The organism is Streptococcus cristatus ATCC 51100, from assembly GCF_011612585.1.
Taxonomy (GTDB): domain Bacteria; phylum Bacillota; class Bacilli; order Lactobacillales; family Streptococcaceae; genus Streptococcus; species Streptococcus cristatus_H.
Genome location: NZ_CP050133.1, coordinates 1655316 through 1677964 on the forward strand (window position 1 = coordinate 1655316; position 22649 = coordinate 1677964).

Here is a 22649-nt window from a genome sequence, read left to right on the forward strand (position 1 = left end):
TCCTTTCTAATCTAGTTGTCTTTTGACCCTTTGGCCAAAATATTGATATAAATCAACTTTTAAAGTACCATTGTAAAGTTTTCGCTTTTTATCCGCCTGACTGCCATATTTGGCTTCAAAGGCCTCATCACTGGTCAAGATAAATTTACTCCATGTCTTCAAGGGAGCAAAGGTTTCTCCCATTTCTTGATAAAGCTTGGTTACTGCATCATCGTCTAACAAACGCTCACCATAAGGCGGATTGGAAATAATGACGCCATTGATCTTGTCCGTATGAAGGTCTTGCAGACGCATTTGCTTAAAGTGAATCTGGTCAGCAACACCCGCTTCTTCTGCATTTTTCTTAGCAATCTCTACCAGACGAGCATCCAAATCGGAACCTGAAATATCCAGCTGAATATCTTGGTCAATCTGAGCTAGGGCTTCTGCCCGAAGTCGACGTACCAAGTCCTTGTCTACCCAATTCCAGTCTTCAAAAGCAAAGGAACGGTGTAAACCTGGGGCCATCTTCATTCCAATCATGGCCGCTTCGATACAGAAGGTTCCTGATCCGCAAGTCGGGTCAATCAAGGGTTTATCTGGGTACCAGTTTGACAAAAGTAAAATCGCAGCTGCCATATTTTCCTTGATTGGTGCTCCGCCTTTTTCTGTCCGATAGCCACGTTTGAACAAGCTAGAGCCACTGGTATCAATCATGACTGTCACCAAATCTTTCAAAATGGAAACTTCAATCTTAAACTCTGCTCCATTTTCCTGCAAGGGGACACCTTCTGGACGAGCATAATGCTTTTGCAGTTTTTTTACAACTGCTTTTTTTGAAATAGCTTGAACACTAGGCTCATTATGCAGTTTTGACTTGACGCATTTGGCTTTAGAAATGGGAAATTTGGCACCTAAGGGTAGATAATTTTCCCAATCCAAGGCAAAGACACCTTGAAAAAGCTCTTCAAATGTTTTAGCTGGAAATGTTCCCACAACAATCTTAATCCGATCTGCTGAGCGCAGCCAGAGATTGGTTTGAATGATGGTAGCCATGTCGCCACTAAAGCGAACACGGCCATTTTCAACCTGACAGTCTATACCCAAATCCCGAATCTCACGGCCGACCACAGCTTCCAGACCTGCTGCTGCAGTAGCAATTAAATTAAATTTTTCTTTCATTCTTTCTTACTCTATCACTATCCGCTGAGCCACACCGTTAAAAACTGGCATCAGCTAGAAATCAGAATGTTCTTGCTTGGCTCCTCTTTTTGAGAAAAACCTTGCTTTCCTACTTTGTCCCTTACAGCAATCTTCTGTCTAAGGGGCTCTATATCTTAATCAAAAAGCTAGCATACGCTAGCTAACCTATGTGCAATTTTCTATAAGCCATGTTTTGTTCCAGAAATGACTAGGTACCATCTCCTTCGATAATCATCTGTCTACTGTTTCCAGTCAGAATGCTATGTTCGTTTCCACGCATTCCGTGCCCCGACCAAAGTTTGGGTTGCTAGCTTGAGGGGTTTACCGCGTTCCACTTCTTCTGTTTCCAGAAGAACTACGTCACTGTGGCACTTTCAGACCTATTCAGGCCTATCTAAAAGACTTAGCCTTTTCAGTCGCCGTAACGGATTACTCCGTCCCTAGGCTTATTGTTTCGCCTAGCACAAACACTACCAGCATCACAGCCGGTGCTAGCATGGACTTTCCTCATGAAAATATTAAATCTTCACGCGATTATCCAAAAATTGCACTCTGCAACATTATTGCTCTTCGCTGTCCAGAATTTGTTTGCCAAAAACTTCCTTTTCCAAACGGCTTAAGCGTTTCAAAATATCGAAGTTAGTCGCTGTTCCCATCTGTGGCATCTCAATTGTTGGTTGAGCTGGCTGACTATGCGTCGAAGGAGTAGCAGTTTCTTGATTATATACTTGTTCCTTAAGAAGGGCAATCTCCTCACGTAACTCCTTTACCAAAGCGGCATAAGTTTCATAATCCTTGATTACATCATCTAAAAATTCATCCACTTCAGCCTTGCTATATCCTCGCACTTCACGCTTAAAGTCTTGATCAAAAATATCTTTTGCTGTATAAATAATACTCGCCATGCTCTCACTCCAATCTAGTTTATCATATCCAATTATATACGAAATCACCTATAAAAAGCAAGATTTATACCCTACTTTTCCGAAAAAATTTCTGCAACCTCATTCAAATCATCAAATGTTAATTTTTTGATAAAATACTGTTCTTGATTCTTCATCTCCCTGTAAAGATACTTAAGATTGGTTTCATTTTCCTCATCGTAAAACAGGTAAGCTCCATCCGTATTCTGAAGCAAAAATTGGTTGTACTCACGAAACTGACTCGGATTTTGGTAGCTAGGATAAGCATATTTGACAAAATCTACTTGTTTAAAATCTGCTAGTTTAGCCTGATTTCCTTTGTTCCAATTTTTTCCCTGATCCTCAAAAAGAAAAATTGTCGCAATCTTGAAATTATAATCTTCTCTCAATTCCTGAGCAACTTCCAAAACCCAAGTTTCAAAACCTAGATTTCCCGTAAAGATGAGCCACTCCAATCCTTCATCCAGCAGGCGCCGCAAATCCCGTCTGACCGCCTCTTTGATGATCTTGATCCGCATGTCTTTTTCATTCATAATGCCAAGTTCAAAAGCCTTGTAACCTACAATTAATAGACTTGTCATTTATTCTCCCTCAAAAAATATTTTTATGATATAATAGAGTGATGTTATTGTACCAATAAGGAGTTTTATGGTCAACTACCCTCACAAGCTAAAGATAAAAAGTAAACTAGCCCATCCAGGTTCAAAGACGACTGTTAACTTTGCCAATCGTGGGATGTCTTTTGAGAAGATGATCAACGAATCCAACAACTACTATTTGAGTAGGGGGCTCGCTGTCATTCATAAGAAGCCGACACCCATTCAGATTGTCAAAGTGGATTATCCTCAACGCAGTCGTGCAAAGATTGTGGAGGCCTACTTCCGACAGGCATCCACGACTGATTATTCTGGTGTCTTTAAGGGACATTATATTGATTTTGAAGCCAAGGAAACACGGCAAAAAACAGCCATGCCTCTGAAGAATTTCCATCTACACCAGATTGAACATATGGAGGCTGTCCTTCAGCAAAAAGGAATCTGCTTTGTCTTACTGCACTTCTCTAGCTTGCGGGAGACTTATCTACTTCCGGCATCTTATTTGATTACATTTTATAAGATGGATAAAGGCGGAAAATCCCTCCCTTTATCTTACATTCAAGAACATGGATTTTTAATCGAAACAAAGCAATTTCCAAGCATCCCTTACCTTGAAATTATCGAACAAAAACTACTAGGTGGTATCACAAATGAATAAACAAACCCTTTTGCAGGCCTTAAAATATCTTGCAAGTGTCCTCTTATCTCTCTTTATCATTGGAGTTGTGAGTGGCGTTCTTGTCTTCACATACTATGTCGCCAAGTCTCCTACCCTTTCTGAGAAGGATCTTGTCGCAACAACTTCAAGTAAGATTTACGATAGCGATAACAATCTGATTGCGGACCTCGGTTCTGAAAAGCGGGTCAATGCGTCAACAGACCAGATCCCTACACAGCTAGTAGATGCTATCGTTGCGATTGAGGACCACCGCTTCTTTAATCACCGTGGGGTTGATTTCATTCGGATAGGAGGAGCCTTCCTAAGCAACCTGAAAGGAGGCGGACGTCAAGGGGGATCTACCTTAACCCAGCAGTTGATTAAGTTGACTTATTTCTCCACTTCCTCAGCGGATGCTACCCTTTCTCGGAAAATCCAAGAAGCATGGCTGGCAACTCAACTTGAGCGAAAGGCTACCAAGCAAGAAATCCTGACATACTATGTCAATAAAGTCTATATGTCCAATGGAAATTACGGGATGCAAACAGCTTCTCAAAGTTACTATGGCAAAGATTTGAAAGATTTGACCCTTCCTCAAATTGCCCTGCTTGCAGGAATGCCTCAGGCTCCTAACCAATATGACCCTTACACAAACCCAGAAGCTGCCACTCAGCGTCGTAATCTCGTATTATCTGAAATGTATGAACTCAAGTACATCTCACCAGAACAATACGAACAAGCTATCAATACACCAGTGACCGACGGCTTACAGAGCTTGAAAAATTCAGCTAGCTATCCTGCCTATATGGATAACTACTTAAAAGAAGTTATTGAGCAAGTCGAAGAAGAAACTGGCTACAATGTCCTTACGACTGGTATGGAAGTTTATACCAACGTTAATACCGAAGCCCAGAAAAAATTGTGGGATATTTACAACACAGAAGAATATGTTGCTTATCCAGATGATGAACTGCAAGTGGCATCAACCGTTATGGATGTTACCAACGGGAAAGTCATTGCCCAACTGGGTGCTCGCCATCAGTCTTCCAACGTTTCTTTTGGTACCAACCAAGCAGTCGAAACAAATCGCGACTGGGGCTCTACCATGAAACCAATCACTGATTATGCCCCAGCCTTGGAATACAATGTTTTCACTTCCACTGCTGCCTCAATCCAAGATGCTCCTTACTATTTCCCTGGAACCTCTACTCCTGTCTATAACTGGGATAAACGCTATTATGGCTGGATTACTATCCAATACGCCATCCAAGAATCCCGTAACGTACCAGCCGTCAAATCGCTGGAAGCAGTCGGATTAGATAATTCATTGAAGTTCCTCAATGGCCTTGGTATTAACTATCCTGAGATGCATTATTCTAATGCGATTTCAAGTAATACAAGCGAATCTGGTAACCAATACGGAGCAAGCAGCGAAAAAATGGCTGCCGCTTACGCTGCCTTTGCTAATGGCGGTACATATTACAAACCACAATATGTAAACCGGGTTGTCTTTAGTGACGGTACAGAAAAAGTCTTTTCAAATGGCGGATCAAAAGCCATGAAAGAAACGACAGCCTACATGATGACAGACATGATGAAGACCGTTCTTCAGTCTGGAACTGGTACTAATGCTGCAATTCCAGGGGTCTATCAAGCAGGTAAAACTGGTACTTCTAACTATGCAGATGATGAACTAGAGAAGTTGACAAAACCTTATTATAGTTCTAGCATTGTCACACCAGACGAGCTATTTGTTGGCTACACTCCACAATACTCTATGGCTGTTTGGACCGGTTACTCAAACCGCCTCACTCCTGTTTTAGACGATGGAGTTAAGGTGGCAACGGATGTTTACCGCTCTATGATGCTCTATCTGACAGGCTATAGCAATGAAGACTGGACACCACCAAGCGGACTTTTCCGTAGCGGATCCTATCTCTATCTCAATGGTACTTCTACTTACAGCCGCGCTTATACCCAATCATCTTCAAGCTCTACTTCTGAGTCAAGCTCAGAATCTTCAAGTCAAAGTACGAGTGAATCTAGCGAAGAACATAGTAGTACCAACTCTAGTTCCCAAACAAGTTCTGCTGGAACAACCAGCAGCTCAACTAGTTCTAACCAAGGAGCTGAACATCGTTAAACATAAAAAAGATTGGATTTTAGAAATCCAATCTTTTTTATGTTTAAATAAATCAATAGCTTTCTGCAATTGCTCATCCTATCAAATCATTTCGCCATTAGCAAGAGCTCCCATTGGATCCCACGGTGCTAGGACAATTGGCTCAGCATTGTAGGCTGCCAACTCTTCTGGAGTCAAGAATTCTTTTCTGACTACGATTTGGTAAGTGTACTCATCCATCCAAGCGTCGCTAGCGACAAAATAGCCCTTATCTCCAACCTTTTCACCCCAAGAATTTTCTACCTTCCATTTTTTAGCTTGGCCATTTTCATCCAAGTCTACTCCAGCCAATACCATAGCATGGGTCATAAGACTCTCGCTGTAATCAAGACGACCTGCCTTATCTTGGGTCAACTGGATATCCATACTAGAGGTTAAATCATGCATACCTGCTTCCATGATTCCTGCCTTGCGATTGCTGGACTGACCCACATCAGAGCCAAACCAAACAGTCTCGCCAGCCTGCATCTGAGCGATAGCTAATTCCTTAAGACGTTTCATTTCTACATTCAAATAGCGAACAGGTTTACTACCGACTACATTGCCCAACATCTCGACTGTGTAAGACTTGCCGTAAGGTTTATCCGCTGTTGGCGCATTGATAATTGACACATAGTCATCCAGCTTGAAGTCGACATATTTTTGGTAAAAGGCCTGCGGAGTCAAATCAGCTTCCCTATGGTAATTACCGTCCTTGTCCCGATAAGCAAAGTCAAACTTCCGAGGTGGCAAGCCCAACGACATCGCTAAGAAGTTGAAAATTTCCTGTAGCAAAGCTTCTTTCTTAGCTTGTAGACTAGCTTCATCCGCACCATTCAGGGCCAATTCACGCAAGATTTGCGCATCCTGACGCAAGAGTTTATTGAGCAACCGATTGAGCTCACGGCTATTGCTGGAAGAAATTGACTCTGGATAGACTGACTTAGGCACGACGCCGTATTTCTCAAAAAGTGCCACGACCATATCCCACTGACCGCCATCCTGCTGAGGCGTATCTAGGAGAAACTTGACCTTGCGACTAGTCAATTCTTGGTCAGCCGTTGCCAAAACCTGCTCCAAAAACCAGTTAGATTTTTCATACTTATCCCAAAAGAAGGTATGAGCCTGAGACAACTCAAAATCCTCCAATTGGAAACCTGCAATCATCTTGTGGCGGAAAGTATTGAGAGCCGCAAACATCCAGCAGCGGCCAGATGCTTTTTGGTCACTGACCTTGTCTTTGGTGAGATCTAGTGAGAAAACAGGGGCATTTTCTACAGCAGCAGTCCGTTTTTCCAAAGAAGTCAATAGACCATTGTGGCTAATAGCATTTTCCATTGCCGCATACTTGGGGTTAGCCTCATAAGCAGCGTATAACTTATCTGTAAAATCTTGTTTTAATGAATTCATAGAATCCTCCTTGTCATTATACATCTATTATAGAACTTTAAAAAAAGAGCGCAAGTAAAAAAGTTAGGCAAGCCTAACTTTCAGATTGAAGACAAACATTCCAAATGGTGTTTGTCTTTTTCTGTTTGTCAGGCTAATATTTCATCTTTTGATAGAATAATGGTCATTTGAACAAAATAAAAAGGCTTGTCCACCCTCATTTTTACTAGTTTTTTAAGATTCAAACACGCCAAAGTAAGCCCAACCTTATCTTCCATTTTGGACTTTCCTTTCTCTCTGGTGTATCTCAAGTTATGATATTCCTTAGCAGTCCCAAAGAGTCGCTCAATTGTTTCCTTGCGCTTCTTATAAAGCTCCTTCATCCCTCTTTTGTGGCGAATCTCTTCACAAAATTCAAGGTCATCTTTCCATACATGTCTTGTGATGACTTTCTGCTGATTCTGGCTCTGGGTACAAACTGATGATAGGGGACAGGCGACACATACTTTTGGATCACTCTTATACTCACGGTAGCCTGCTCGGGTCGTCGTGCGATAGGTTAACACTTGGTTCTCTGGGCAGAGGTAACAGTCATAGAAGGCATCATAAACAAAATCACCGGGCCTTAAGTTCCCTTTTACACCCTTGGGGCGGGTATAGGGAAAGACAGGGATGATGTTTCGCTCTAATAAATAATGAGCAATAGCTGGGGTCTTATAGCCTGAGTCCGCAATAATGTAGCGTGGGGAGAAAGCTTCTATCTTTGAAAAAAGGGCAGGGAAAGCCTGACTATCGTGTACATTTCCTGCTTCAACACTATAAGCTAGTGCCCAACCATGCTTGTCACAAGCTACCTGGGCAGAATAGGCAAATACTTCCTTGTGTTGACCCTTGTGGAACCAGCCACTCTCTGGGTCTGTCCTTGAGATTTTCTTTTCTTTAGCCTCGCTTTCTTTTGCGGGCTTTAAGGACTTTTTTTCATGTTTCCTCCTATCTAAATCAATCTCAACTTCCAATTGCTCACTCATAAATTTAGCTTGTTGGGCAACCATTTTCTTACGATATTTGTGACTGTTAGCTGCCGCTTTGATGTGAGTACCATCCACAAATAGTTCCGAAGGATCAATTAAGCCAGCACATAAAGCTTGATGGAGCACTCGCGAAAATATCTCTGAAATTAATTCTTTATCTTGAAAACGACGACTGTAATTCTTTCCATAGGTGGTAAAATGAGGGACCTTGTCATCCAAGCTTAGTCCAAGAAACCAACGATAAGCTACATTTACTTCAATATCTTTAATGGTTTGGCGCATGGAGCGAATGCCATAAAAACATTGAATCAAAGGGATTTTGACTAACATGACAGGATCGAGACTAGGACGACCATTATCTGGACTATAGGTGTCTTCTACCAAGTCATAGATAAAATCAAAATCAAGCTTTGAATCCACTTGGCGAAGAAAGTGATCCTCTGGGACCAATTCGTCGATCGTATAGAAGCCATATTGGCAGCGATGATAATCAGGTTTTTCTTTGTGAAACATAGAGAATACCTCACAATTCTTCTCACCTCTATTATACGACTTTACAAAAAGAAAAGCCCTTAGAAAAGTGTCTTCTAAGGACTTTGTCTTCAATCTGAAAGTTAGGCAAGCCTAACTTTTTTATTTTAAATCTGATTTTAGGATCCCATAGACGGAAAAATCTTTGACTTGTCCTTTATGAAATACAGCCTGCCGAAAAGTACCTTCGTAGCTCATGCCAGCTTTAGTCATAACACGCCCCGAAGCTGGATTGGCTGTTACAAATCTTGCTGTGACACGATTGAATCCTGCGTCTTGCAAGAGGTAGTTCAAAACAGCTTTCAAAGCTTCTGTCATCAGCCCCTGCCCCCAATAGTCTTTACTTAGAATATAACCGACCTCGCAAGCATTAACCGTGTCATCTCTATCCACCACGCTGATGTCTCCAATGACAGAATCAGGATTTTCTTTTAGGCAGATGGCCCACTTGTAAAAATCCAAGTTTTGATAATTCTCAACCCAGAGAGCAATAGACTGTTGGGTAACATCAGGACTCTCATGAGCATCCCAAGTCACATGCAGCAAATTATCCGGACGAGAAGCCCAATTGTCATACATAGCTTGAGCATCCGATTCCAGAAAAGGTCTTAGCAAAAGACGTTTGGTTTCAATAGACTGTGTACCTACCTTTTTCATAGCTTCCTCGTTTCTTGGCTCAGACTAAAAAGTTTCGAGAGAAATTTTCACTTCCAAAATTCATCAAAAATTGTAATCGGCAAATGCCGTTTGTGTTGGCCTTTATGCCACCAAGACTCTATCGTTTCTTGGGCTTGGGCTGAAACGGACTTGCCTTCGAGATAGTCGTCAATTTCATTATAGGTCACGCCCAGAGCGACTTCATCCGCAATCCCAGGTTTTTCCTCTTCCAGGTCAGCCGTCGGCACCTTTTCATAGAGAGCCGGATCCGCTCCTAAGGCAGCTAAAAGCTGCTTGCCTTGACGCTTATTGAGACGGTAAAGCGGTAAGATATCTGCTCCGCCATCCCCAAACTTGGTGAAAAAGGCCGTGACATTTTCGGCTGCATGATCGGTCCCAATGACAGCCCCACTGTATGAACCAGCCAAAGCATACTGGGCGATCATACGGCTGCGGGCCTTGATATTGCCCTTGTTAAAGTCAGAGACTTTGGCACCTGTTGCCTCTACGGCAGCTGTCATGGCATCAGCGGATTCCTTGATATTGACTGTCAGGCTGACATCAGGCTGGATGAAGGCCAGAGCCTTTTGCGCATCATCTTCATCCGCCTGAACACCGTAAGGCAGGCGGACAGCGATAAAACGATAGCCATCATCGCCTGTCTCAGCCCGCATTTCCTCTACAGCCAGCTGAGCCAAGCGGCCAGCCAAGGTTGAGTCCTGACCACCAGAAATTCCCAGAACATAGCTTTTCAAAAAGGGATGTTTTCTCAGATAGACCTTGAGAAAGTCCACTGATTTGCGGATTTCTTCCTCTGGATCAATGACGGGCTTGACGCCTAGTTGGCGGATGATTTCTTCTTGTAGGCTCATTTTTCTGCTCCTGTCTGGTAGGCTTTCTTGCGCATCTGGTCAATCAAGTCCATTTTGTCCTGCCAAATATCACGCGCCAAATCGACCGGATAATCTTGCGGATTGAGAACCCGTTTGTACTCGTCCCAGAGTTTGTCAAATTCTTGGCGGGCATAGTCCTGAATTTCAGACAGGCTCGGCAAATCGTAGACAAGCTGACCTTCTTTATAAATATCCACCAAGAGCGGCACCGCAGCAAAATTCTTGACTGTTTTATTGATATAAGTATAAGTCGGATGGAACATTTCGAGCTCTTCCTGATGATTGACATCCACACCATCATAAGTGATGTAGTCGCCCTCGGACTTGCCTTTTTCACGGCTGGTAATCCGCCAAACCTGCTTCTTGCCCGGAGTCGAAACCTTTTCAGCATTGTTAGAGAGCTTGATGGTGTTGCGCAAGTGCCCATTCTCATCTTCAATCGCTACAATTTTGTAAACGGCACCCAGCGCTGGCTGATCGTAGGCGGTAATCAGCTTGGTTCCTACGCCCCAGACGTCAATCTTAGCCTTTTGCATTTTCAAGTTGAGAATGGTATTCTCATCCAAGTCATTGGAAGCATAGATTTTAGCATTTGGGAAGCCCGCTTCATCTAACTGCTGGCGAACTTTTTTAGAAATATAGGCCAAGTCTCCAGAGTCGATCCGCACACCTAAGAAATTGATTTTATCCCCAAATTCACGCGCTACACGAATGGCCGTAGGAACCCCGATCCGAAGGGTATCGTAGGTGTCTACCAAGAATACACAGTCCCGATGAGTGCTTGCATAAGCCTTGAAAGCCTCGTAATCATTGCCATAAACCTGCACAAGTGCATGGGCATGCGTTCCCAGAACGGGAATATCAAAGAGCTTGCCTGCCCGAACATTGCTGGTACCGTTGGCTCCACCGATAACAGCTGCCCGCGTACCCCAAATCGCCGCATCCATTTCCTGAGCACGACGAGTACCAAACTCCATCAACGGCTCATCTTCGATCACAGAGCGGATGCGAGCTGCCTTGGTCGCAATCAAGGTTTGGAAATTCACGATATTTAAAATCGCAGTTTCTACCAACTGACATTGTGCCAGCGGCCCTTCGACCTGAACAATCGGTTCATTAGCAAAAACCAAATCTCCTTCTTTAGCAGAACGCACGGTCAGCTGCATCTTGAAATCACGTAAATACTCTAAGAAAGCTCCGTTATAGCCTAAGGACGCTAAATAGTCCAAATCCGTCTGACTGAATGTCAAATCATTCAGATAAGCCACAATCCTCTCTAAGCCCGCAAAAACGGCATAGCCATTATTAAAAGGATTCTTGCGGAAATAGACTTCAAAAACAGCACGCTTATTGTGGATACCCTCGTTGAAATAAACCTGCATCATATTGATTTGATATAAGTCTGTATGTAAAGTCAAACTGTCATCTGGAAACATAATTGAACTCCTTTTATCATAGTTATTATATATTATAACATAAATTGCAAGAAAGCCTTGATTCAATAGCAAAATACCTCCAGAATTTCTTCTGGAGGTACCTTCTTTTATCTTTCACTTGGAATATTAGATTCCATAAGTCTTGTTCACGCGGCGCATCTGTTTAAATTCTTTTTTATAGGTTACTTTAACTGCTACTTTCATTTTTTCCACCTCGTTTCTTTTGATGCTTTTATTATAGGCCTCAAAGCTTAAGGAAGGCTTAGAATTTTCTTGCAGAAAGCTTAAACGTATAAGGCAAAATCTAATCGAATGTTATCTCGCTAGTCCAGATAATCGCGTTTTTCAAGATGCAGGGATACTAGGTGCCAATTGGCATCCTGCCGCCAGCTAGGATTGGCGACGATTTGGCTGGCGACCTTGCGCGCTTCTTCCAAAATGGGATAGTCCTCCACGATGTCCGCCACCTGAAACTCTGGGATACCAGACTGACGGGTCCCAAAAATTTCACCAGAGCCACGCATCTTGAGGTCTTCCTCAGCCAGAACAAAGCCATCTGTTGTCTCGGTCATGATTTTCATACGTTTCTTGCCAGACTCTGTCTTGGGATTGGCAACCAGCACAGCATAAGACTGCTTATTTCCTCGACCCACTCGTCCCCGCAGCTGATGAAGCTGGCTGAGTCCGAAGCGGTCAGCATCCATGATAACCATGATGGTCGCATTCGGAACATTGACGCCGACTTCAATAACTGTAGTTGACACTAGAATATCTGTTTTCCCATCCTTGAAGTCCTGCATAATGGCCTCTTTTTCGTCATTTTTCATACGACCGTGAAGGAGAGCCACCTGAGCCTGATTGGCAAAGTAGGCCTTGAGCTCTTCCTCTAGAGCAATCGCATTTTTTAAATCCAAAGCCTCCGATTCCTCAATCAAGGGAGAAATGAAGTAGACTTGGGCACCCTTGGCCAGCTCTTTTTTCATCCAGTCCAAAACCACTTCCAATTGCTCGTGCTTGACCCAGCGAGTAATGATAGGCTTGCGGCCAGCCGGCATCTGGTCGATGATAGAGACATCCATGTCACCAAAAGCGGTAATGGCCAAAGTACGAGGAATAGGCGTGGCTGTCATCATGAGAACGTCTGGATTATTTCCCTTTTCCCGCAAAATCCGACGCTGGTCCACCCCAAAACGATGTTGCTCATCAATAATGACCAAGCCAAGTCGATGATAGACCACCCCTTCCTGAATCAAGGCATGGGTGCCGACCACCATATCTACTTGCCCCGACTCTATGGCAGCTAAAGTCTCTCTGCGTTCAGCGGCTTTCATACCACCAGTTAGGAGGGCTAAATTCAGTTCAGGAAAGAGCTGAGTCAGGCTATCCAGATGCTGCTCAGCCAAGATTTCTGTCGGAACCATCAAAGCTGACTGATAGCCTGCCGTATAGGCGGCATACATGGCCAAACCGGCCACAACAGTCTTACCACTACCAACATCTCCTTGCAGGAGACGGTTCATATGAGCAGGCGATTGCAAATCACTGAGAATTTCTTCCAGACTCCTCTCCTGAGCTTCCGTCAGAGAAAATGGCAATGCAGCTTTTTTTTGAGCCAGCATTTTTTCCTGCCAAGGAATAGCGAGTCCCTGACTGATATCCTTGTTCTCATGCTTCAGAACCTGCAGCTGCATCTGAAAATAAAAAAGTTCTTCAAACTTGACCCGACGCAGGGCCTGCTTATATTCCGCCAAATCCCTAGGAAAGTGCATGGCACGCACAGCTTGAGTGCGCCCCAAAAGCTGGTAGCGCTCCAGAAGGACAGGAGGAAGATTCTCCTCTAACAACTGATCCAAACCTTGGTCAAAGGCTGCCTTAATCAGTTTGACAAGACTGGCCTGACTAATCCCTTGGGCAACTCGATAAACTGGCTGCAAGTCGTCTTCAACCTGAGCTAACACCTTCATCCCCGTCAGACTAGCCTTGGCTTTATCCCATTTACCAAAAATAGCCACCGTTGCTCCCAGCTCGATCTTATCTGCTAGATACGGCTGGTTGAAAAAGTTGACTGCAATCGCGACTTCTCCCTGCTTGATTGTGAAACGCAGGCGATTGCGCTTGTAGCCATAATACTGAACATTAGCTGGAGTCGCGACGATCCCAGAAATGACCGCCTTTTCTCCATCTTCTAAATCAAGGACATTCTTACTCTTAAAATCTTCATAGCGAAAAGGAAAATAGAGCAGGAGATCCTGCAGGCTCTCAAGGCCTAGTTTTTTAAATTTTTCAGCCGATTTTGGCCCCACTCCTGGCAGAGCCGTCAAAGCCTGGTGCAGATTCATCTTGTCTCCTTTCCTTCTTCTTGATTGTCTTTTACTTTTTATACTCTCTCGGTACCCTATCGCTGATTAAGCAGACCACTTCATAATTGATCGTACCACGTTTGTCTGCCACATCCGTTGCTGTAATAAGCTCGGCTCCACTCTGACCAATCAAGACTACCTGCGTTCCCAAAGGGTAGACTTGAGGTAGACGCACTGTGATCTGATCCATAGAAACCCGACCGACAATTGGACAGCGCTGACCATCGATCAAGACATCAAAGCCCTGCATGTCGCGGGTCCAGCCATCAGCATAACCCAGAGGAATGGTTCCAATGATTTGCTGGCTATCACTGGTATAGGTTGCCCCATAACCGACATGGGCGCCCGCTTGAATTTCTTTGACGTGAACCAGAGCAGATTCTAAGCTAAGAGCTGGTTTGACCTCATAAGGTAAGTCCAGCACTCGTCCGCTAGGATTCAATCCGTAAATAATATCGCCCAGCCGAACAGCATTCATAATCGTGTCACTGTGCCAAAGAGTTGTTGCAGAGTTACTAGCATGCACAACTGGCGGCAAGAAAGCTAACTCACTCAAAATCTCTTTGAAGCGATTTAATTGAGCTACAAAATGACTTGTATCTAATTCGTCAGCTGTTGCAAAATGAGTGAAAATTCCTTCTACCACAGCTCCTGCTGCTTGCAGGCGGCTAATTGCTTGCTGGGCTTCTTGACTATCACGGAAGCCAATGCGTCCCATGCCTGAATCAATCTTGATATGAACAGTCAAGCCCGTCAGATTAGCTTGCTGGCTCAAGAGCTCCTCCAGCCAAGCTAGGCTGGCCACCGTCAAGGTAATCTGCTGCTGGATAGCTAAAGGTACAGCCTCCAATGAAGAAACACCCAAAATAAGAATGGATTTAGCAATGCCAGCTTCTCGTAGTTCGAGGGCTTCATCAATATTGGACACGCAAAAACCATCTACAAGCGGCTGAATATACTGAGAGACAGGAACCGCACCATGTCCATAAGCATTGGCCTTGACTACTGCCCACTTCTGGACCGACTGGGGAATATGAGCCGCAATTTGCTCAATATTAAATGCAATAGCAGACAGGTCTATGACTGCTTTAGTGGGTCTATGTAGACTAGCTTTCATTGTCTTCCTCCAAAATCACACTGGCGGTCACCAGATTTCCAGCATGACTGATTGATAGCCATACCGAACCAGCAAAGGGAGACTTACTAAAATAGGGAGCCCCCTTATCATCATTTAAAATTTCCAAATCCTGAAAAGTCACAGGGCCAATACCGGTCCCCCAAGCCTTGGCAAAGGCTTCTTTAGCTGACCAGCGACCGGCCAAATATTCCAGCTTGCGCTTGCCCTTTAAGGAGCCAAACCGAGCCAACTCCTGAGCTGTCAAGATTTTCTCAGCAAAGCGCTCATTCTTCTCGTAGGCCCGACCAATGCTGGAAATCTCTTCTATATCTATTCCGTGTCCTCTTATCATACTTCTATTAGGAATACGAAGCAACGCCCTTCTCCCAAGGAGATTGAAAGAAAATCTAATTTCGACAAGGCAAACCGATGAGAATGACACTGAAATGCATCAAAGAGGTTTAACATCATCAAAATTAGATTTTCGTAGAGTATGAGCTTGCCTATATTCATTAGTAGACTTCTAGCAAAGCCTCCTAATCCTTTCTATTTAAGCTTCTTTTTCTAAGGTATCATAGATTTCCTGAATGAGCTCTTCTGTCTTGTCCCAGCCCAAGCAAGGATCGGTAATGGACTTACCAAAGACTTCTGGCTCATTCTGGCGGCCATCCTCCAAGTAGGACTCAATCATGAATCCACGCACAGCCTTTTTGATTTGCTCATTCCAAGCACAGTTGATCAGAGTCTGACGGATAATACGGATCTGCTCCAAATACTGCTTGCCAGAATTATCATGATTGGTATCAATCAGGATAAAAGGATTGGACAGCTTCATTTCTTCATAGCGTTTGATCACATCCAGAAGATTTTCGTAATAGAAGTTAGGCTTGTTCTTACCGTACTCATCTAACGCACCACGCAAAATCACATGCGCAAGAGGATTTCCTAACGTTTCTACTTCCTGACCATGATAGAGGAAGATTTGCTTATTTTGAGCAGCATAGACAGCATTAAACATGACTCCAAGATTGCCAGATGTTGGATTTTTCATACCAACCGGAGCGTCAATGCCAGACGCTACGAAGCGGTGTTCTTGATCTTCGACCGAACGAGCACCTACGGCATGGTAACTGACCAAATCATCTACCAGCACTAGATTAGAAGGATAGAGCATTTCATCAGCAGTGGTCAAGCCCGTCTCAGTAATGACTCGGTAATGAAGCTGGCGCACCGCCTTTAACCCATTGATCAAGCTTGGACTTTTTGAAGTATCTGGCTGGTGAACGAGCCCTTTATAGCCGTCCCCATTGGTCCGAGGCTTGGCAGTATAGACCCGCATGACGATAAAAATCTTATCCGCCACCTTCTGCTGCAGTTCAGCCAATCGACGAGCATACTCCAGCACCGCCTCCTCATTGTCAGATGAGCAGGGACCGATAACCAAGAGCAAGCGTTGATCTTCTCCCTTGATGATGGCAGCCAATTCCTGATCACGCTGATATTTCTTTTTCAGAGCTTGGTCTGACAAAATTGTTGCAGACTTGATCTGCTCGATGTCAATTTCCTGACCTTTTTCTATAAATGCCATATTATTTACCTAGTGTGTCGTATATCTCATGGACGAGTTCGACCGTCTTGTCCCAGCCTAGGCATGGATCTGTGATAGATTTGCCAAAGACTTCTGGTTCATTTTGTCGGCCATCCTCCAAGTAAGATTCAATCATAAAGCCACGAACCACCTTCTTGATTTTATCATTCCAGTCGCGGTTGATCAAAGTCTGACGAACAATACGGACTTGCTCCAAATACTGCTTGCCAGAGTTGTCATGGTTAGTATCAATGATGATAAATGGATTTTCTAGTCCCATAGCTTCATACTGGGCGATTGTATCCAGCAGATTATCATAATAGTAGTTCGGAATATTTTTGCCATATTCATTGATGGCACCGCGCAGAATCGCATGAACCAAGGGATTTCCGCTCGTCTCTACTTCTCTATTTGCAAAGAGGAAGCTCTGCTTGTTCTGAGCCGCATAAATACCGTTAAACATGACATTCAGATTGCCAGATGTTGGATTTTTCAAACCAGTCGGAAAATCCGCTCCACTGGCTACAAAGCGGTGCTGCTGATCTTCAACAGAACGAGCACCGATCGCCATATAGGAAATCAAATCATCTACTAAGGGGAGATTTTCTGGGTAAAGCATCTCGTCAGCCGTCGTCATTCCAGTTTCTGAAATCACGCGGTAATGCAGGTTACGCACCGCTTTAATTCCGTTGATTAGGCTAGGTGCCGCTGTCGCATTAGGCTGATGAATCAAACCCTTGTAGCCATCACCATTGGTCCGTGGCTTGGCTGTGTAGACCCGCATGACCATAAAGATCCGATCTTTAACCTCTTCCTGAAGAGCTGCCAAACGCTTGGCGTATTCCAAGACAGCTTCTTCATTGTCTGAGGAGCAAGGACCGATGACCAAAAGGATACGATCATCCTCACCGCGGATAATAGCTTCTAGTTGACGATCTCGTTCTTGCTTACGAGCCAAAATAGAACCTTCTAACTTAGCAAGCTGACGCACTTCTGCTACATTGATTGGTTGACTAGTTGCTTTAAAGGTCATCTTCTCTCCTTATAAACTACTTCTTGCGGCCATGACAGTTTTTAAATTTCTTACCTGAACCACATGGACATAAATCATTTCTTTTTACAGAGGATAAATCAACATTTTTTGGAAGATTTGGGTTTTGAGCAGCAATGTTTCGAGTAGCTGTCGTGCTGATACTGTGCTCTGTACGTGGACGTTCTTGCTCATGGATCTGTGCTTTCATCATGAGACGAGTCACATCAAACTCGATAGAGCCGATCATATCATTAAACATCCGGAAACCTTCTGCCTGATACTCAACAACTGGGTTGTTCTGAGCATAGCCGCGAAGCCCCACAGCCTGACGCAATTGATCCAAGGCGTCGATATGATCTGTCCATTTATTATCTACAACACGTAGGATCAGCACTTTTTGGAACTCTTGAACTGCTTCTTCATCACGAAGTTTAGAAACCTGATTGGCATAAACTTCAGAAGCTCGTTCCATCAAGTAATCTTTGATCTCTTGATTCGATTTACCTTCTAAATCGTCAGCTGAGATAGAATCCTCAGCTACAAGGTTATATTTAGCAAAATTCAGAATCGCTTCAATTCTTTCATCGTGGTCTGAATGGCTGCTGCCATCTACGATCCGATTAATGGTACGACGGATCATGGCATGAATTTCTGGAGCCAAATCACGGTCTGCTGTGATGACGTCATAGCGCTGAGAATAGATAATTTCACGTTGTTCGCGCATGACATCGTCATATTGAAGGACTTGCTTACGCGTATCGTAGTTATTTCCTTCAACCCGTTTTTGAGCCCCTTCAACCTGACGCGTGAGCATCCGAGACTTGATGACGGACTCTTCTTCGCTCAGATTCATCCGGTCTAGCACAGCCTTAATGCGCTCTGAACCGAAACGTTTCATCAAATCGTCTTCGAGAGATAGGTAGAATTGTGATTCGCCTGGATCACCCTGACGTCCTGAACGTCCACGAAGCTGATTGTCAATCCGGCGGCTTTCATGACGCTCTGTACCAATGACACAAAGTCCACCCAATTCACGTACACCTTCACCTAACTTAATATCGGTACCACGTCCAGCCATGTTGGTCGCAATGGTAATAGCACCACGCTGACCAGCATTCATGATAATCTGTGCTTCTTTATAATGGTTCTTAGCATTCAGAACTTCATGAGGAATTCCTGCAGCCACTAATTTTTGAGAAAGATAGTCACTCGTGTCAACCGATACTGTACCGACCAAGACAGGCTGGCCTGTTTTGTAGCGTTCCTTGACGTCTTCCACGACTGCTTTAAACTTCGCTTCCAAGCTAGGATACAGCAAATCTGGATGGTCGATACGTTGGACCGGACGGTTAGTTGGAATTGGAATTACACGGATATTATAAATTTCGCGGAATTCTTCTTCTTCTGTTTTACCAGTCCCTGTCATCCCTGACAGCTTTTTATACATACGGAAAAGGTTCTGGTAAGTAATCGAAGCAGATGTCTTTGATTCTTCTTGGATAGGCACAGCTTCTTTTGCTTCAATCGCTTGGTGGAGTCCATCAGAGAAACGACGACCTTCCATTGTACGCCCTGTAAATTGGTCAACGATGAGGATTTCCTGCTTTTCGCTCACGACATAATCCACATCTAAGGTCATAATATAGTTAGCACGCAAGGCATTGTCGATAAAGTGAGTCAAAGCAACATTCTCAAGATCGTATAGATTTTCTAAATTAAAGTAACTTTCAGCCTTGTCAATACCAGAATCTGACAAACCAATCGTCTTAGATGGAATATCAATGATATAGTCATCTTTTTGAAGTGTTTTCACAAAGCTATCCGCTCTGTAATAAAGCTGATTCGTATCAGAAGCTGTCGGTCCTGACACGATCAATGGCGTACGCGCTTCGTCAATCAAGATAGAATCCACCTCGTCAACCAAGGCATAGTTAAGCGGGCGCTGCACCATATTTTCAGCCCGAACCACCATGTTATCGCGCAGGTAGTCAAAACCAATTTCAGAGTTGGTTGAGTAGGTGATGTCACAAGCATAAGCTTCTCTTTTTTCCATTGGTGACTTAGATGCTAGGTTGATACCAACAGAAAGTCCCAACCAAGAATAAAGTTCACCCATCTCAGTCGCATCACGCTCTGACAAGTATTCATTGACTGTAACAACGTGAACTCCTTGGCCAGATAAGGCATTCAGGTAAACAGGCATAGTCGCTGTCAGGGTTTTTCCTTCCCCCGTACGCATTTCTGGCACATCACCATGGTGAAGGACAATCCCCCCCATAATCTGAACCTTATATGGGAAAAGACCTAAGACACGCTTAGCTCCTTCACGGACAACTGCAAATGCTTCAAACAAAAGTTGATCTAAAGTTTCACCATTAGCATAACGTTCCTTAAATTCAACCGTTTTTGCTTGCAGTTCCTCATCGGTCAAGGCTGCCATTTCGTCCTCATAGGACATGACCTTGTCCGCCATCTTTTCTAATTTTCTTATTTCACCTTTATCATTTTCGATGATTTTTTTTAAAATATTAGCCATTTTATTCCTTACTCGCTATGTTCTGTTTATAAATGTTTCCTCTCATTATAGCATGTTTCCCCATATCTTTCAAGAAATAATCCATTTAGCAATTGGCTTGAAAGGCTGTCATTTCTCAATTTACACGCTTATCTGCCTAACTCTTCTTGCACTCAAATTTGCTAAATAATCATGGTTTTCACGAAGTAGTTTCTCGCATAATTATCATAATTTCGATATAATAATAGCAATGAATATCAAAGAAGAAATTATCAAATTATCAAAAGACATTGGCATTTCTAAAATTGGCTTTACGACAGCAGATGACTTTGACTATCTGGAAAAGTCGCTGCGTTTGGCTGTAGAAGAAGGCCGAAATTCAGGTTTTGAACATAAGAATATTGAGGAACGAATTAAACCTAAGCTAAGTTTGGCTTCGGCCAAGACCATCATCTCTATCGCAGTCGCCTATCCCCACAAGCTCAAGCAGCAGCCACAAAAAACAGCCTACAAACGAGGAAAATTCACTCCCAACAGCTGGGGGCTAGACTATCACTATGTCCTACAGGACAAGCTAGATCGGCTTGCAAAGGGAATTGAGGAGTTAACTGCCGACTTTGAATATAAAGGCATGGTAGATACAGGAGCCTTGGTCGACACCGCTGTAGCCCGGCGAGCAGGAATAGGCTTTATCGGCAAGAACGGCTTGGTTATCTCCAAGGAATTTGGCTCCTACATGTTTTTGGGCGAGCTCATTACCAATCTGGACATCGAACCTGACCAGCCTGTCGACTATGACTGCGGAGACTGTAATCGCTGCGTGACAGCCTGCCCTACCTCCTGCCTCATTGGCGATGGGACTATGAACGCCAAGCGCTGCCTATCTTTTCAAACCCAAGATAAGGGCATCATGGACCTAGAATTTCGCAAAAAAATCAAGACAGTCATCTATGGTTGCGATATCTGCCAAATTTGCTGCCCCTATAATAAAGGTTTAGACAATCCACTCGCAACTGAGATTGATCCCGATCTAGCTCATCCAGAGCTCCTTCCTTTCTTGGAGCTTTCTAATGGTCAATTTAAGGAAAAATTTGGCCATATAGCAGGTAGCTGGCGGGGTAAAAACATCCTGCAGCGCAATGCTATCATCGCTCTAGCCAATGCTAATGACCGCTCTGCCATTCCCAAACTGCTAGAAATTATCGATAAAGGACAAAATCCTATCCATATCGCTACGGCCATCTGGGCTCTCAGTCAGCTAGTACGCGAAGCCAATCCTGAAATGATTGAGATGATTCTTGCTGTGAAAAATCCCACAGAAGCTATCAAAGAGGAACAGGAACAATTCCTAAAAAAATTTCACTTAACTAACTAAAAATAAATACAGTCTGATTTAGAAACTGCCTTAGAACGCAGCTTATACTAAATCAGACTGTATTTTTATGTTATTCAATTAGAATCCATCTACGTTGGTGTAGATTTTTTGGACATCTTCATCGTCTTCAAGGACGCTATACAATTTTTCGAAGGTTTCTAAATCTTCTCCTGTTAATTCCACTTCAGACTGAGGAATCATTTCAAGCTCTGTCACTTGGAATTCTTGGATACCAGATTCACGCAAAGCTACAATTGCTTTATGTAGGTCAGTTGGCGCTGTATAAACAGTGATACTTCCTTCTTCAGCCTCTACATCGTCCACATCTACATCTGCTTCTAAAAGCAATTCAAAGATGCTATCTGCATCATCACCAGCAAAAACGATAACACCTTTATTATCAAAAAGATAAGACACAGAGCCACTAGCACCCATGTTTCCGCCATTTTTCCCAAAGGCTGCACGGACATTGGCCGCAGTTCGATTAACATTCGAAGTCAATGTATCAACGATCAGCATAGAACCATTTGGTCCAAAGCCTTCATAACGGCCTTCTGTAAAGGTCTCGTCTGTATTTCCCTTAGCCTTGTCAATCGCCTTATCAATAACATGCTTTGGCACTTGCGCTTGCTTAGCGCGATCAATAACGAACTTAAGGGCTGTGTTCAACTCAGGATCTGGTTCACCTTTTTTCGCTGCTACATAGATCTCTACACCGAATTTAGCATAAACTTTTGAGTTTGCGCCGTCTTTAGCTGTTTTCTTAGCTACAATATTGGCCCACTTACGTCCCATTGGAATTTCTCCTTTAACTATTCTACAATTTTAATCTTTCTTATTATAACACAGGAAAGACGAAAAATCATCCAACAAAAACAGGAAAGTCCCCAATTCCCTAAAATTATCTGCTGAAGTACAAACTAAAGATAGAAAAAATTAGAGTACTAGTTCCTTATACATTTTAGAATACCGAGATAAGTCATTACATTCTCTCGATAGTAAAATGAATGATGCTACTAAATTCAAGGTGATGCTCCTTCATTCTCCAGTAAATCTCCTATTTTACTAGAATCTTCTCTCATTTATTATTACCAAAGTTAGCTAATCAAATAAATAAAAAATCGATAACTTCGTAAAGAAGTTATCGATTTTTGCGAGCTGTTAACTAATCGTCCACAACTCTTCAGTGATTACTATCCAAGCT

18 protein-coding genes and 1 other RNA gene are annotated in these 22649 nt (G+C 43.4%); 3 read left to right on the plus strand and 16 right to left on the minus strand.

Going from position 1 to position 22649, the window contains the following annotated elements; genetic code table 11:
- Positions 1-6 precede the first annotated feature (6 nt).
- From HBA50_RS08285 to HBA50_RS08300, 4 genes are all read right to left on the minus strand, one after another.
- On the minus strand, positions 7-1161 hold the full coding sequence (locus tag HBA50_RS08285; RefSeq protein WP_045498603.1) for a THUMP domain-containing class I SAM-dependent RNA methyltransferase: 1155 nt from the start codon (positions 1159-1161) through the stop codon (positions 7-9).
- A 198-nt stretch (positions 1162-1359) separates the two neighbouring features.
- Positions 1360-1728, minus strand: an RNA gene (gene rnpB, locus HBA50_RS08290) — RNase P RNA component class B.
- 14 nt (positions 1729-1742) lie between these two features.
- The gene (gene gpsB, locus HBA50_RS08295; RefSeq protein ID WP_045498600.1) at positions 1743-2087 is read right to left on the minus strand and encodes a cell division regulator GpsB; all 345 of its coding nucleotides are present in this window, start codon (positions 2085-2087) and stop codon (positions 1743-1745) included.
- A gap of 71 nt (positions 2088-2158) precedes the next feature.
- Positions 2159-2686, minus strand: a complete 528-nt coding sequence (locus tag HBA50_RS08300) for an SLOG family protein (protein ID WP_045498597.1) — start codon at positions 2684-2686, stop codon at positions 2159-2161.
- Positions 2687-2753: 67 nt separating this feature from the next.
- Here HBA50_RS08300 and recU point away from each other — a divergent pair, with 67 nt between their 5' ends.
- Together recU and pbp1a are read left to right on the plus strand one after the other, a co-directional pair.
- Positions 2754-3359 carry a Holliday junction resolvase RecU gene (gene recU / locus HBA50_RS08305; RefSeq protein WP_045498594.1) on the plus strand — a complete coding sequence of 202 codons (606 nt, stop codon included), beginning with the start codon at positions 2754-2756 and terminating at the stop codon, positions 3357-3359.
- Complete coding sequence (pbp1a, locus tag HBA50_RS08310) at positions 3352-5502, plus strand: penicillin-binding protein PBP1A (protein ID WP_045498591.1); 2151 nt, start codon at positions 3352-3354, stop codon at positions 5500-5502. Before recU ends, pbp1a begins: the two co-directional genes overlap by 8 nt.
- 81 nt (positions 5503-5583) lie before the next feature.
- Here pbp1a and pepC read toward each other — a convergent pair whose 3' ends face one another.
- The 11 genes from pepC to secA form a co-directional block, all read right to left on the minus strand.
- Positions 5584-6930 (minus strand): aminopeptidase C, encoded by a 1347-nt coding sequence (gene pepC, locus HBA50_RS08315; RefSeq protein WP_045498588.1) that lies wholly within the window; start codon positions 6928-6930, stop codon positions 5584-5586.
- A 128-nt stretch (positions 6931-7058) separates the two neighbouring features.
- Positions 7059-8453 (minus strand): IS1182 family transposase, encoded by a 1395-nt coding sequence (locus tag HBA50_RS08320; protein WP_045496874.1) that lies wholly within the window; start codon positions 8451-8453, stop codon positions 7059-7061.
- Between the two features lie 120 nt (positions 8454-8573).
- Positions 8574-9128 carry a GNAT family N-acetyltransferase gene (locus tag HBA50_RS08325; protein ID WP_045498586.1) on the minus strand — a complete coding sequence of 185 codons (555 nt, stop codon included), beginning with the start codon at positions 9126-9128 and terminating at the stop codon, positions 8574-8576.
- Positions 9129-9175: 47 nt separating this feature from the next.
- Positions 9176-10000: an NAD(+) synthase gene (nadE, locus tag HBA50_RS08330; protein ID WP_045498584.1), complete on the minus strand. Its 825-nt coding sequence runs from the start codon at positions 9998-10000 to the stop codon at positions 9176-9178.
- Complete coding sequence (locus HBA50_RS08335) at positions 9997-11457, minus strand: nicotinate phosphoribosyltransferase (RefSeq protein WP_045498581.1); 1461 nt, start codon at positions 11455-11457, stop codon at positions 9997-9999. Before HBA50_RS08335 ends, nadE begins: the two co-directional genes overlap by 4 nt.
- 323 nt (positions 11458-11780) lie before the next feature.
- On the minus strand, positions 11781-13796 hold the full coding sequence (gene recG / locus HBA50_RS08340; RefSeq protein WP_045498578.1) for an ATP-dependent DNA helicase RecG: 2016 nt from the start codon (positions 13794-13796) through the stop codon (positions 11781-11783).
- Between the two features lie 31 nt (positions 13797-13827).
- Positions 13828-14934 (minus strand): alanine racemase, encoded by a 1107-nt coding sequence (gene alr / locus HBA50_RS08345; protein ID WP_045498575.1) that lies wholly within the window; start codon positions 14932-14934, stop codon positions 13828-13830.
- A complete protein-coding gene (gene acpS, locus HBA50_RS08350) occupies positions 14924-15286 on the minus strand; it encodes a holo-ACP synthase (protein WP_045498572.1) in 363 nt (120 codons plus the stop codon). The genes alr and acpS overlap by 11 nt, the downstream gene beginning before the upstream one ends.
- 198 nt (positions 15287-15484) lie before the next feature.
- Positions 15485-16522 (minus strand): 3-deoxy-7-phosphoheptulonate synthase, encoded by a 1038-nt coding sequence (locus HBA50_RS08355; protein ID WP_045498569.1) that lies wholly within the window; start codon positions 16520-16522, stop codon positions 15485-15487.
- Position 16523: 1 nt separating this feature from the next.
- Positions 16524-17555 (minus strand): 3-deoxy-7-phosphoheptulonate synthase, encoded by a 1032-nt coding sequence (locus HBA50_RS08360; RefSeq protein WP_045498564.1) that lies wholly within the window; start codon positions 17553-17555, stop codon positions 16524-16526.
- Positions 17556-17571: 16 nt separating this feature from the next.
- A complete protein-coding gene (gene secA / locus HBA50_RS08365) occupies positions 17572-20091 on the minus strand; it encodes a preprotein translocase subunit SecA (RefSeq protein ID WP_045498561.1) in 2520 nt (839 codons plus the stop codon).
- A 229-nt stretch (positions 20092-20320) separates the two neighbouring features.
- Here secA and queG point away from each other — a divergent pair, with 229 nt between their 5' ends.
- The gene (queG, locus tag HBA50_RS08370) at positions 20321-21445 is read left to right on the plus strand and encodes a tRNA epoxyqueuosine(34) reductase QueG (protein ID WP_045498559.1); all 1125 of its coding nucleotides are present in this window, start codon (positions 20321-20323) and stop codon (positions 21443-21445) included.
- 78 nt (positions 21446-21523) lie between these two features.
- On the opposite strand, the gene HBA50_RS08375 is transcribed toward queG, so the two are convergent.
- Positions 21524-22240 (minus strand): YebC/PmpR family DNA-binding transcriptional regulator, encoded by a 717-nt coding sequence (locus HBA50_RS08375; protein WP_045498557.1) that lies wholly within the window; start codon positions 22238-22240, stop codon positions 21524-21526.
- Between the last annotated feature and the right edge of the window lie 409 nt (positions 22241-22649).